This is a genomic window from Kitasatospora sp. NPDC056800, assembly GCF_042789775.1.
In the GTDB taxonomy this organism is placed as follows: domain Bacteria; phylum Actinomycetota; class Actinomycetes; order Streptomycetales; family Streptomycetaceae; genus Kitasatospora.
The window spans coordinates 1-12,671 of record NZ_JBHUAL010000088.1 but is presented as its reverse complement, the minus strand read 5'-3'; the positions used below and the strand labels follow the sequence as shown (position 1 = coordinate 12,671).

Genomic DNA, 12,671 nt, shown 5'->3' with positions numbered 1-12,671 from the left:
GGCTTCACTGCGTCGTGTTGTGGTCGTAGGGGACGGCGAGGATCGCGCCCGGATTCGCCAGGTGGGTGGTCGGGGTACCGCCGTCACCGCGGACCATGTGCTGGCCTTCGCTGTCGGTGGCGATGTACAGCGTCTTGCCGTCCGGACTGAGGGCGACGTCGCGGTAGCGGTTGACGGTCCGGAAGAGCTCCTCGTACTTCTTGCCGTCCTTGGAGAGCCGGAAGACGGTGCCGTTCTTCAACGAGGTGACGAGGACGTCATCCCCGTACACCTTGAGGCTGCCGGGCGCCATGGTCGGCCAGCACATGTAGGCGGAGGCGGCGTCGGGGCAGACCGGCGTGGTGCCGAAGTTGTGCCCGCTCTCGACGGTCGTCCCGTACGTGCTGAGCGGGGAGACCATGTCCTTGGTGAAGTCCGTCTCCTTCGTCGTCGGCACCTCGGCCGGCGGCGTGTTCGGGTCCGGGTTGTAGGTGAGCTTCTCGCAACCGCCCTTGGCCTGCGACCAGTTGGAGTAGACGTATGCCTTGTCGTCCTTCCACCCGGCGACGTTGGGCCAGCCGTAGTTGCCGCCCTTCGTGATGAGGTTGAACTCGTCGTCGGTGAGCGGGCCGTTCTCGGCCGTGTAGAGGTCCTTGCCGCCGAAGTCCATGCCGTCCGGGTTGCGCATGCCGTAGGCGTAGATGTGGCTGCGGGCGCCGTTCAGCTCGGGGTTGTCGTCGGGGACGGAGCCGTCCGGGTTGATGCGGAGCACCTTGCCCTGGTAGAGCGACCAGTCCGACGCGGCGACCTGGGCGGCGGTCGGCAGGTCCTGCGCGTGGTTCGGCAGGCAGTAGTCGGCCATGTAGTTGTGGCCCTGGTCGCCGATCGAGTAGTAGAGCTTGCCGTCCTGTCCGTACCGGATCCGGGCCGACTGGTGCTGGTTGTGCCCCGGCAGCCCCGTCAGGATGGGCTGTTCGTCGGAGAGCAGGCCGTCCTTCGCGGTGTAGCGGACGATCTTCGTGGCCGAGTCGTTGCCGTTCTTGTAGGTGTAGGCGAGGTAGAGGTAGTCGCTGCCCTTGCCCTTGCCGAAGTCCGGGTGCAACGCGAAGCCCAGGACGCCGTCCTGCCCGTCCTGACTGTGGAAGGCCTTTCCCGTGAGGTCGAGGGCGGTGCTCTTGGCGCCGCTCTGCGGGTCGACCCGGGTGATCTTGAGCCCGGACTTCTCGCTGACCCAGAGCCGGCCGTCGGGGGCGTAGGCGAGCTCGAACGGGTCTCCCAGCCCGTCCGTCACCACCTTCACCTGCGTCTGCGGCGCCTGGGCGGCCTGGGACTGGGGTGCCTGGGACTGCACGGGCTCGGCGGTGACGACAGCGGGCTTCTGCGCGGCGGTGCCGCCGGACGCCGCTCCCCCGTTGTCGGAGCACGACGTGATCAGCGCGGCGGCGGGGATCAGGGCCAGTGCGACCGGGAGCTTTCTCATGATGCCTCCCACTCGTCATGACGACGAGTGTCTGGTTTCCGAATGACCGGATTCGGCGACTCCGTACGGGACCGGACCCGCACGGAGCGGGCGCCCGGCGAGCGGGCCATCGCCAACGGTGGGGGGCGCCACCGGCGGCGTACGGCCGCCCGGCGTCCCGATCCTCACCGTAGGTCGGGCCCCCCGGATCCGCACCCCTCGTTGACCCGGTCGCGTGGCCCGGGGGGCGGGGTCCTGCTCGACAGCAGCGCGGCGAAAAGGCCGCGATGACGCAGGCCAGGATCACCGCGTGGCGCGGGCGCTTCGCATCCATCCGATCGCACCCCGGTCGTCGCAGCTGCGCTTGCCCCTCCCGTCCACGGCTTCCCCTGGCATCATGGACGGGAACTGACTCTCCGTCAGTTCCCCATCACAGGAGGCGGGATGGCGTTCCGGTTCCACTTCACCGGCGAGGACGTGGCGCGCACCAGGGTCGCGGGGGCGATGGCGGCGATGGTGGAGCTGAACGTGGCGGTGCGCGTCCTGCGGGACCGCAACCACGAGGCGCGGTTCGGGGCCTGGCGGCGGACGGCGCGCGGGCGGCTGGGGCCGCAGGCCCGGATGGTCCTCGACCTGGTGCCGGTGCACGGGGTGTCGCCCGGCTTCCTGAGTCCGCCGGGGGCCCGGAGCGTCGCGGAGCTGCTGGAGGGCGTCACCGCCACGCCGGCCGGGCGGATCCGCGCGGACCTCGCCGACGCGGCGGCCACCCGTCCGCTACCCGGCTGGGCCCGTACGCTCGGCGAGGACCGTGACCTCATGCGCCGCCTGGTGGAGGCCCTCGGCCACGTCCACGACGTCCTGCTCGCCCCGTACCAGGCGTCCGCCGAGGACGCGTTGGCCGCGGACCGCGCGGTCCGCGGACGCGATCTGCTGCACGGCGGTGTGGAGCGGCTCTTCGAGCGGCTGCTGCCGGGCCGGATCCACTGGGAGGCCCCGGTGCTGCACGTCGAGCTGGCCTCCGGGCTGGACCGGGACATCCACCTCGACGGCCGGGGGCTGCTGCTGGTCCCGTCCGTCTTCGTCACGGGCGCACCCGTCGTGATCTACGACACCGAGCCACAGCCGATGCTGGTCCATCCCGCGCACCAGCCCACCGGAGCAGGGGTGTTGGCGGCGCCGCACGGGTCGTCACCGGCTCTGGACGCACTGCTGGGCCGCACCCGCGCCGCCGTGCTGCGGACCGTCGCGCAGCGGGAGGGCTGTACGACCGGGGACGTCGCCGCCGCCGTCCGAATCTCCGCGGCGAGCGCCAGCGAGCACGCGACGGTGCTGCGGGCGGCCGGGCTGGTCACCACCCTGCGGGACCGCAACACGGCGATCCACACCGCCACCGCGGCCGGGCTGACGCTCCTCGCCGCCGCTACGGGCTGAGGCCCGGCCCCGTGCGGGCGGGACCGAGGCTCACGCCCCGGTGCTGGACGGCGAGTTGACCCGCTGCGGCGCCGCGTCCGGGCGGCCGGTCTCCTCGGCCTCCCGGACGACCACCGCGTCCCCGGCGGCGGCCGCGCTCGCGAAGAAGTCCCGCAGCTCGCGCAGGTCGTGGACGACGAGCGCCGCCCAGGTCTCGGACCAGGGCGTCGGGTACCCGAGGTGCGCGGCCGTGCGGGCGAGCACGCTGTTCTGCTGGCGGACGAGTTCGCCGAGCGCCGAGCCGCGCAGGAAGGCGGAGGCCGCCGCGACCTGTTCGGGGCGCAGCACCGGCATGGCGCCGCACGGCAGTGCCCCGTCCGGTTCGTGCCGCCCGCCGCCGTAGACGGGCAGTCGGGCGGCCGGGTCGGGGTGCAGCCCGTTCTCGGTGAGCGCGAGTTCCATCAGGACGGCGGTGCGCCGCACGCCGAGGGCGAGCCCGGCGGCGGCCAGCCGGTCGTACCGGAGGTCGCGGTCGCGGGGCACGAGTTCGCCGAGTTCCTCCGGCGAGCAGGTGTCCACGGCCTGACCCGGCAGGCGGCGCCAGAAGTGATCCACACTCACCCGCCCAGCGTAACGAAGTCGCGGGGTGCCGATCCCGCGCCGAGCCGTTCAGACCTCGTCAAACCGGGGTTCGGGCCCCGTCAGGCCGCGTTCGGGCCCAGTCGGACCGCGTTCAGGCCTCGCCGGCGTGCCAGGCGGGCCATTCCCAGGGGCGGTCGGCCCAGTGGACCCGTTGGGGGTCGCGCGGGTCGAGGTCGGGGAAGAGCTGGTGGACGCGCGGCTCGAACTCCTCCGGTGCGAGCGGCTCCCAGCCGTGGCCCTCGAAGCGGACGAGGCGGTAGCGGCTGTCGGTGCGGAACTCGGCCACCTCGACCAGGGGGGTGGCCGTGCTGTTGGTCTCCATGCCCCCCAGCATGTGGCGCGGTGGCAATCAACGCCCGTCCAGACCCCTCTTCCGGGTCATGTCCCGGCGTCGGCGCGCTCGTTGAGCACGGCAAGGTTCTAGGGGGGCCGCTGGAAGGACGAGCACATGACTGGGCAGCCCACCGGAGGGCAGTGGCAGTGGCCGCAGAACGCTTGGCAGCCGCCGCCGGTTCCGACAGATCCGCTACCGCCGTGGTCCACCGCCACACCGCCGAGGCGCCTGTCGCGCAAGGCCTGGACGGCCGCGATGGTCGGCACGGGTGCCGTGCTGGCGTCCGTCCTGGCGATGTGCGGGCCGGGGTCGGGTGACGAGCTCAGCGTGGCGGCGCTGCCGGACGCCTCGCCCACCGCCTCGGACTCGACGGCGGCGCGGCTGCTGCCGGTCTCCCCGTCGCCGGTCACGCCGGCGCCGTCCCCGCTGCCGCCGCCCACCCCGGGCGCGGCGGTCCCGGTGGCCGGGCCGGGCACGGCGACGGCCGCGTCCGGTGCCGGGGGCAGCGCGACGCCCGACGCCCAGCACGCCTCGGCGAGTGCGCGCCCCAAGCCGGGGCACAGCCCGCACACCAGCACGCCGGCCCGTGGCCCGTCGGGCGCGCCCGCCCCGGCGAGTACCGGGGCGGGCGGCGGCCAGAACACCATCTGCGACCAGGCCGAGCGGGCGGGCCACTGGCCGCCCGGCTCGGACCAGGCCCGGGTCTGCCACAGCCTCTACGGCTGAACCGGCTGGCCCGGCAGCACCGGCTGAATCTGCTGGTCCGGCTGCACCGGCCGGTCCGACGTCGGCCCGGGAGCCGCAGGCGCGGCCGGAGCGCCCGGACCCGCCGGAGCCGCGGACGCCCCCGGGGCGCCCAGCAGCCCCCTGTCCAGCCGGGGCGCCAGCACCCGCGCCAGGGTGTCGGTGATGTGACCGGTGTCCCGGTACAGCACCACGCCCTCCAGCACGGCCGGGCAGGAGGGCCCGGTGCCGGGGCAGAGCAGCGGGCCGAGGTCGAGGGTCCGTACCCCGTACCGGGCGGCGAGCCCGCCGTCCAGTACGGGGTCGGGCTCGAAGGCGGTGTCGCGCGGGAAGAAGCAGGCGTCGGAGCGCCCGTCGGAGGCGGCCAGGCAGGTCGGGATGTCCTTGCCGGGCATCGGGGTGTCGCCGAGGTAGGCGAGCGGGGCGCCGAGCGCGGTGAGTCGGTCCAGGGTGCGGGTCCAGCCCTCGGTGCGCTCCTCCGGGCTGCCGTAGCGGTTGAGGCCCGCCATCAGGACCAGCCGCGGCTTGGGCCCGGAGGCCAGCCGGGTGAGGGTGTTCTCGCGCCAGCGGTCGCACTCCTCGAAGGTCCGGCCGAGCACGTTGTTGCGCACGGTGAGGGTGGCCAGCGGGCAGCCGGGCTTGACCAGGACCTCCAGGGCCCAGTGCCGCTGCTCGGCGAGGGCGAGGCCGGCGGAGATCCACTGCCCGGCGTGCGAGTCGCCGAGCAGCACGATCCGGTCGGGGCTGTCCTCGGCGCCGAAGAGGCAGCGCGGGCTGCTGTCGGCGTTGAGCGGGATCTCGCAGCCCTTGCCGGGCGGGAAGTCCTCCCGGGCCCGGGCGAGCGAGGGCGTCAGGGTGAGCACCCGGGTGCCGGGGGCGAGCAGGCCCGGGCCGTCGGCGGCTCCGGCGGGCGCCGCGACGGGCCCGGAGGAGGGGTCGCCGAGGGCGCGTACGGTGCCGCCGCCGAGGGTGAGCGCGGCGATCAGCGGGATGACCAGGGCGCTGGCGCCGACGGCGAGCCCGCGCCGGGGTGCCGGGCTGCTGCCGTACCGCAGCGGCTGTTCGACCAGCCGCAGGGTGAGCCAGGCGGGCAGCGCACTGGCGGCGGTGAGCGCGAGCAGGGTGGTCCAGGGCAGCGCGCCGTACCGGGCCTGGGCGATGGTCAGCACCGGCCAGTGCCACAGGTACCAGGCGTACGAGAGCCGTCCGGCGGCGCGCAGCGGGCGGGTGGCGAGCAGCCGTCCGGCGTCGGCGGCGCCGGGGCCGTCGTGCCCGGCGGCGTGTCCGGCGAGCAGGACGGCGGCGGTGCCGAGGACGGGCAGCAGCGCGGCGGTGCCGGGGAAGGGGGTGTCGCGGTCGTACAGGACCACCGGTGCGAGCACGGCCGCGAGGCCGAGCCAGCCGACCACCCGCAGCGACCACACCACCGGGCGCCGCTCGGCGCGGGAGAGCAGGGCCGGGCCGGCCAGCGCCGCGCAGGCGCCGGCCGCGAACTCCCAGAGCCGGCTGCCGGTGGAGAAGTAGGCGAGCGGCGCGGAGGTGGCCGTCCAGCGCAGGCAGAGCGCCAGTGAGACGCCGCCGACGGCCACCGTGGCGAGGGTGATCGCGAGGGTGCGGCGGCGCCCGTGCAGGTAGCGGGCGAGGCCGAGCAGCAGCACGCCCCAGAGCAGGTAGAACTGGTTCTCCACGCCCAGCGACCAGAAGTGCTGCAGCGGGCTGGGGTCGTGTTCGGCGGCCAGGTAGTCGGTCTGCTGGCCGACGAAGCGCCAGTTGGCGAACTGCCCGGCGGAGGCGATCAGGTCGCGGGCGAGGTCGGTGCCGCGCAGCGGGTCGAGCAGGGCGCCGCCGGCGACGGCGGTGGCGACCAGCACGGTGGCGGCGGCGGGCAGGATCCGCCGGGCGCGCCGGGCGGCGAAGTCCCACAGGCCGAGCGGGCGGCCGACGAGCAGGCCGGTGATCAGGAAGCCGGAGATGACGAAGAAGACGTCGACGCCGACGAAGCCGCCGGTCAGGCCGGGGACGGCGGAGTGGAAGGCGAGGACGGAGAGCACGGCGACGCCGCGCAGCCCCTCGATGTCGGGGCGGAAGGCGGTGCGCCGGCGGGCCTGCCCGCTCTCGGCGACGGTGGCGCGCTGCGGGGCGGCGAGTTCCCGGTCGACCCGGACGACGCCGGGCAGCAGGTCGACGCCTGGGCCGGACGCGGCGGAGGTCGGAGCGGAGGGCTGGACGTCAGCGGAAGAGGAGGACGACGACGGTGGTGGTACGGCCGTTGACACGGCGGTGCTCCTTGCAGGGCTGGCAGCGGTTTGTCGGGCCCGCCGGGCCGATGGGGCGGCCGGGCGGTGTCCGCGCCGGTGGGGCGACGCGCAAGGAAACGCAACAGGCAGGCGTTGCAGTGGAAGTGACGGTCCGTCAGAAGATCAGTGGGTCGGCCCAGCCGGAGGCCAGCAGCCCGCACAGCAGCAGCGCGGCGGTGACGGCGACGGCCTCGGCCCGTCCGAACCCGAGGTCGGAGCGGCCCGGTGCGGGCGCGGCGACCTCACCGACGGCGGCACCCTTGCCCCCGTTGGTCCCGTTCAGCAGCGGCCACAGCTCCCGGATCAGCGGGACCATGGTGTAGGTGGTGAGCGCGAGCAGTCCGGCGAGCGCCCAGTACGGCCGCCAGCCGTACAGCAGCGCGGCCCGGACCAGCCCGGCGGCGCCCGCGAGGACGACGAGCCCGAGCCAGGCGACCCCGATCCGGGCGACGGTGCGGGCGAGCGTGCTGCCGCCGGAGACGGCGCCGGTGGGCACCCAGTCTGCGGAGCGGCGGCGCAGCGCGTGCGCGATGGCGACCACGTGGCAGAGCCCGCCGAGGAGTTGGACCCGGGTGACCTCGAAGCGCCAGCGGGTGCGGGACATCGCGGGCAGCAGCACCAGGGCGACCCAGATCGGCGGCAGGAACGGCAGCACCTGCCAGGGCTGGATCTCCTCGGGCCGGAAGAACAGCATGATCAGGGCGGGCAGCGGTACGGCGAAGACGTTCACCGCGCTGGTGACGTAGCCGAGGATGCCGTTCCAGAAGCAGAGCCGGGCGGACTTCGGCAGCGGGCCGCGGCGGAAGTCCGGGTCGCGGACGAGCGCCAGGGAGCCGAGGCACCAGCGGTACTGCTGGCTGATGAAGGCGGGCAGGCCGGTGGGCGACATGCCCTTGGCGACCAGCGCGGGGACGTAGCGGGTGGACCATCCGGCGCGGGCGAGGGCGAGGCCGGTGTAGAGGTCCTCGCTGTGGTCGATCTCGGCGAAGCCGCCGATCCGCTGCAGCGCGGCGCGGCGGTACAGGGCGTTGGTGCCGCAGCAGACGGTGCCGTCCTGCGCGTCCCGGGAGGGCTGGATCCAGCGGTAGAAGATCTCCTGGGTCGCTCCCGCGGCGCGTTCGAGCCAGGACATGTCGGCGTCCGTGTCGAAGCACTGCGGGCTCTGCACGATGCCGACCCCGGGGTTGTCGAGGTAGGGCACCAGGTGGTGCAGGAAGTCGGGGCGCGGGCAGAAGTCGGCGTCCAGGACGGCGACGATCTCGCCGGTGCCCTCGGCCAGGCCGTGGTTGAGGTTGCCGGCCTTCTTGAACCGGCCCCGGTCGGGGCGGGCGTGGTAGCGGAAGCCGTAGGACTCGGCGAGTTCGCGCACCTCGGGGCGGCCGGCGTCGTCGAGGACCAGGACGGTCAGCTCACCGGGCCACTGGACGGCCGCGGTGTACCGGTAGGCGTTGTCCAGGACGGCCAGCGGTTCGCCGGCGGTCGGCAGCAGCAGGTCCACGCTCGGGGCGCGGGCGGGGCTCCAGGCGCGCAGCAGCAGGTCGTGCGAGTCGCGGGTGAAGCGCCGGGCGCGCTGGCCGTCGGTGAGCGAGAGCAGCCAGGTGGCCGCGTTGAGCACGGTGAGCACCAGGAAGGGCCAGAGCAGCGGCTTGCTGAGGGCGAACAGGCCGAGCGTGGCGGTGGCTCCCGCGTAGGAGAGGGTGGCGCAGAGCAGCACCCAGCGGCGCTGCGGGCCGAAGTACCAGTAGAGCTCCTCGTCGTCGGGCGGGCTGGGCAGCCGGTGGTCGTCGGGGTCCGCGGGTGTCCGGCGCGGACCGGTGTCGGGTGCGGGCATGGCGGTGCCATGGAGAACGGGCATGCGGAAATGGCCCCCCTGGGCAGCGGACGGAACGTGGCCGTTCGCACTCAGCCTCCCACATTGGCCTAGACCAATAATGAACGAGGTATGACATCTCCGCATCGCCCCAGCTCAGCGAGTTGACGGCAGATCACCTGCGGAAACCCGGTCCAGCGGAACTGAACCGAACCCCGAGGACGGGCCGTTTCCGAGGCCGTCAACCACCGGTACGACTACTGGTACGACCACCCGGACGACCCGGCGCCGGCTCCCGCACAGCCGTCAACTTCCGTACATGGACGTCAATTCCCGGCGGACTCCGCCTTCAACTCCTTGACGAGGTGCGCGAACCGGAGGTCCGGCCGCCGCGGGATGCCGAAGCGCTCGTCGCCGTACGGGAACGGGCTGAACTCGCCGGTGCGCCGGAAGCCGCGCCGCTCGTACCAGGCGATCAGCTCGGCGCGCTGCTCGATCACCGTCATCTCCATCGCGCCGACGCCCCACTCCTCGCCCGCCACCCGCTCCGCCTCGGCCAGCACGGCCCGGCCGATGCCGCCGCCCTGGAGCCCGGGACGCACCGAGAACATGCCGAAGTAGGCCAGCCCGCCGCGGCGCTCCAGCTGGCAGCAGGCGACCAGCTCGCCGTCCCGCTCGGCGAGCAGCACCACACCGTCGGGGTGGCCCACGGCCTCGGCGACGGCCTCCGGGTTGGTGCGCCGGCCGCCCAGCAGGTCCGCCTCCGTGGTCCACCCGGCCCGGCTGGAGTCGCCCCGGTAGGCGGACTCGACCAGCGCGACCAGCGCCGGGACGTCGGCGGGCGTGGCGGGCCGGAACACGGGCTCCCCGGCGGGCCGGGCGGAGTCGGTGGCGGTCTCGATCATGGGTGGTCTCTCCTCACGTGCAGGGGGCCGCCCGTGGTGGCCGGCCCGCGGGCATCGTGCCACAGCGCCCCCGCCGCACCCGGCGCCGCCTCCGCTGCCCGCCCCTCCCCCGGCCCCCTCCGCCGGCTCCTCCGTCGCCCCCGTCCCGGGGCCGGCCGCACCGGCAGAACCGGCAACGCCGGTTGCCGGTCCTGGCGTTCCGACCGAGGTGACGTGCGTTCACCATGTGAAAAAAGATGCCTGGTGGCGGTGCCAGGTACATGGCTACTCTGCGGTACGGCCGGTCAGACCCCGGCCGAACCGGGTCATTTCGACCTTCCCCACGCTCGGACCAGAGGAGTGCTCATGCCCCGCTCTTCCCGCTCCGCCCGCACCGCGGCCACCGCCGCGAGCACCGCCGCGGCCGCCAGACCGGCCCGCCGACGCCTGCCCGCACTGGCCGCCCTCGCCGCCGCGACCGCGCTGGTCGCCGGCGCCGCCGCCCCCGCGTACGCGGCCGACCCCGCCCCGGTCGCCCCCGTCGCCGAGGGCCGTCCCGGCTTCCACCCCGAGCAGGACTTCGCCGGCTCCACCGTCGCCGCCCGCGAGGGGCGAAGCACCGCCGCCCCGTTCGCCTCCCTCGCCGCCACCCAGACCCCGGGGCTGGACGTCTCCGGCTACCAGGGCAACGTCAACTGGTCCTCGGTGGCGGCCAACGGCGCCAAGTTCGCCTACGTCAAGGCGACCGAGGGCACCGGCTACACCAACCCGTCCTTCGCCCAGCAGTACAACGGCTCGTACAACGCCGGCCTGGTCCGCGGCGCCTACCACTTCGCGCTGCCGAACGCCTCCTCCGGCGCCACCCAGGCCAACTACTTCGTCAGCCACGGCGGCGGCTGGTCCGCCGACGGCAAGACCCTGCCGCCCGCGCTGGACATCGAGTACAACCCCTACGGCGCCACCTGCTACGGCCTCAGCCAGAGCGCCATGGTCAGCTGGATCCGCGACTTCAGCAACACCGTGCACTCCCGCACCGGCCGCTACCCCACCATCTACACCACCACCAACTGGTGGAGCCAGTGCACCGGCGACAACGGCGGCTTCGGCACCACCAACCCGCTCTGGATAGCCCGCTACGCCTCCTCCGTCGGCACCCTGCCGAACGGCTGGGGCTACCAGACCTTCTGGCAGTTCGCCGACTCCGGCACCTTCCCCGGTGACCAGAACTACTTCAACGGCGCGGCCGACCGCCTCCGCGCCCTCGCCCTGGGCTGACCCCGCGCAAGAACGTCGCCCCCGGCCTGGACCGGGGGCGACGTCCGGGATGTACGGATGTCCGGGCTCAGCCGTCGATGCGGTGCTGGCTCCAGAAGGAGCTCAGGTCCACCGTGGTGGCGGCCTGGGCCGCGGCCTTGAACTCCGCGGTGGTGGAGACGCCGTACCAGTGCGCCTGCGCGTAGTTCCGCAGCAGCGTGGTCATCGCGCTGTCGCCGATCGTCCGGCGCAGGTCGTGCAGGGCGCACTTGCCGTAGCCGTAGACGACCGTCGAGTAGCGCGAGGAGTTGGCGTCCCAGTACGCCATCGAGTTGGTGATCCGCTCCGCCGAGGACGCCCAGGAGACGCTGTTCCAGCAGCCGTTGCCGGTCTTGCCGAGGGCGAGGTCGGTGGCGTAGTCGGTGAAGGCCTCGTCCAGCCAGGGGCCGTTGTACTCGTCGTCGCCGACGATGCCGTACCACCACTGGTGGCCGATCTCGTGGGTGAGCGCCGTGGTGCTGACCAGGTCGAGGACGAAGCCCGGGTACTCCATGCCGCCGAACCAGAAGTTGTTGTCGAGCACCGCGTCCAACTCGCCGTACGGGTAGGCGCCGAAGCGCTGGGCGTGGGCGTCGACCGCCGAGGTCGCGGTGGAGAGCATCGACTGGGAGTCGGCCGCGCTGATGCCCGCCACCGAGTAGACGTTGACCTTCACCCCGGCGGCGGAGGTGCCGGAGATCCTCGTGAACGGCCCGGCGCCCCAGGCGAAGTCGCGCACCTTGCTCGCGGTCGCCTTGGTGACGGTCCGCCCGGCCGTGCCGGGGGTGTCCACCGAGGTGCCGGTCGCGGGCACCAGCAGACCGCTCGGGTGGTCCAGGGTGACGGCGAAGTCCGCGGCCACCGAGTAGAAGGACTCGCCGTTGTTGGTGTACGGGTCGAGGTGCCAGCCGGCCGCGTCCCGTATCGCCAGGACGGGCAGGGCGTTGCCGAGGAAGTTGTACGCGCCGTCGTGGCCGAAGCGGTCCGCGCCGCTCGGCACGGTGATGCCGAGGTCGAAGGCGACGGTGCCGCTCTGGCCCTGGGCGAGCGGGGCCGGCAGGGTGATCTTGAGCGCGGTGCAGTTCACCGTGAGCGGTGAGGGCGTGCCGCCGGTCACGTTGGTCACCGTGATCGGGGTGCTGGGGCAGCTGCCGTGGGCGTTGTCCCACAGCCGCAGGTACACCTCGTTCAGCGGGTCGGGCGAGGCGTTGGTGAACGTCACGCTCTCGTGCCCGGTCCAACTGCCGCCGGAGGAGTCGCTGGTGAGGCCGACGGTGTACGTCGGCGCGACCGGGGTGCGGGTCGGGTCGCCGGGCTGGGGCGACGTGCCGCCGCCGGAGACGTCCAGGGTGACGTCGTCCAGCACGAAGCTGGTCTGCAGGCTGGCGTCCTCGACGCCGGTGAAGGCGAGCGTCACGGACTGGCCGGCGAAGGCGGAGACGTCGAGCGTCCTGTGCACGTACCCGGCCTTCGCGTCCAGGTTGGAGTAGGTGGCCAGGGTGGTGGAGCCGAGTTTGACGGTCAGCTTGTCGTACGCGGTGCTGCCGGTCGTCTCGGCGGTGTCGACGTGCAGCCAGAACCCGAGCGTCGCGGTGCCGCACCCGGCGGGGAGGGTGACGGACTGCGAGAGCGTGTCGGTGTGGCTGGAGCCGTAGCCGTCGAGCCAGGCGTAGGAGCTGCCGGAGTGGGCGCTCTGGCCGGTGTCGGCGGTGATCGCGCCGCTCGGCGCCGACCAGGACGAACCACCGGACTCGAAACCGCCGTTGGCCACCACCTGGGCGGGTGTGCAGTCCGCGGCGCTCGCCACATTGGGGGTGGC

At 73.7% G+C, this 12,671-nt stretch carries 10 protein-coding genes; 3 read left to right on the top strand and 7 right to left on the bottom strand.

Features of this window, described 5'->3' with window-relative positions:
- Positions 1-4 precede the first annotated feature (4 nt).
- Positions 5-1,459, bottom strand: coding sequence for a glucose/sorbosone family PQQ-dependent dehydrogenase (locus tag ACFRQN_RS20315; RefSeq protein ID WP_380741435.1), 1,455 nt, complete (start codon positions 1,457-1,459; stop codon positions 5-7).
- Between the two features lie 423 nt (positions 1,460-1,882).
- On the opposite strand from ACFRQN_RS20315, the gene ACFRQN_RS20310 reads away from it, so the two are divergent.
- The gene (locus ACFRQN_RS20310) at positions 1,883-2,869 is read left to right on the top strand and encodes a winged helix-turn-helix domain-containing protein (RefSeq protein WP_380741434.1); all 987 of its coding nucleotides are present in this window, start codon (positions 1,883-1,885) and stop codon (positions 2,867-2,869) included.
- Positions 2,870-2,899: 30 nt separating this feature from the next.
- Here the strand turns inward: ACFRQN_RS20310 and ACFRQN_RS20305 are convergent, their stop codons facing one another.
- Both ACFRQN_RS20305 and ACFRQN_RS20300 read right to left on the bottom strand, forming a co-directional pair.
- Positions 2,900-3,469, bottom strand: coding sequence for a hypothetical protein (locus ACFRQN_RS20305; protein ID WP_143204594.1), 570 nt, complete (start codon positions 3,467-3,469; stop codon positions 2,900-2,902).
- Positions 3,470-3,581: 112 nt separating this feature from the next.
- A complete protein-coding gene (locus tag ACFRQN_RS20300; protein WP_049654693.1) occupies positions 3,582-3,812 on the bottom strand; it encodes a hypothetical protein in 231 nt (76 codons plus the stop codon).
- Between the two features lie 126 nt (positions 3,813-3,938).
- Between ACFRQN_RS20300 and ACFRQN_RS20295 the strand changes: the two genes are divergently transcribed.
- Positions 3,939-4,550, top strand: coding sequence for a hypothetical protein (locus ACFRQN_RS20295; RefSeq protein WP_143204595.1), 612 nt, complete (start codon positions 3,939-3,941; stop codon positions 4,548-4,550).
- Here ACFRQN_RS20295 and ACFRQN_RS20290 read toward each other — a convergent pair.
- The 3 genes from ACFRQN_RS20290 to ACFRQN_RS20280 all read right to left on the bottom strand — a co-directional run bounded on the left by ACFRQN_RS20290 (position 4,541) and on the right by ACFRQN_RS20280 (position 9,580).
- The gene (locus ACFRQN_RS20290; protein ID WP_074003667.1) at positions 4,541-6,844 is read right to left on the bottom strand and encodes an acyltransferase family protein; all 2,304 of its coding nucleotides are present in this window, start codon (positions 6,842-6,844) and stop codon (positions 4,541-4,543) included. The genes ACFRQN_RS20295 and ACFRQN_RS20290 overlap by 10 nt on opposite strands.
- A 136-nt stretch (positions 6,845-6,980) precedes the next feature.
- Positions 6,981-8,720: a cellulose synthase catalytic subunit gene (locus ACFRQN_RS20285; protein ID WP_338016312.1), complete on the bottom strand. Its 1,740-nt coding sequence runs from the start codon at positions 8,718-8,720 to the stop codon at positions 6,981-6,983.
- A gap of 281 nt (positions 8,721-9,001) precedes the next feature.
- On the bottom strand, positions 9,002-9,580 hold the full coding sequence (locus ACFRQN_RS20280) for a GNAT family N-acetyltransferase (protein ID WP_049657166.1): 579 nt from the start codon (positions 9,578-9,580) through the stop codon (positions 9,002-9,004).
- A gap of 345 nt (positions 9,581-9,925) precedes the next feature.
- On the opposite strand from ACFRQN_RS20280, the gene ACFRQN_RS20275 reads away from it, so the two are divergent.
- Entirely contained in the window at positions 9,926-10,834 is a 909-nt protein-coding gene (locus ACFRQN_RS20275; RefSeq protein WP_079272333.1) for a lysozyme, read from the top strand.
- A gap of 67 nt (positions 10,835-10,901) precedes the next feature.
- Here the strand turns inward: ACFRQN_RS20275 and ACFRQN_RS20270 are convergent.
- Positions 10,902-12,671, bottom strand: a 1,770-nt coding sequence (locus ACFRQN_RS20270) for a M1 family aminopeptidase (protein WP_380741433.1), incomplete at its 5' end; no start/stop codon positions are given.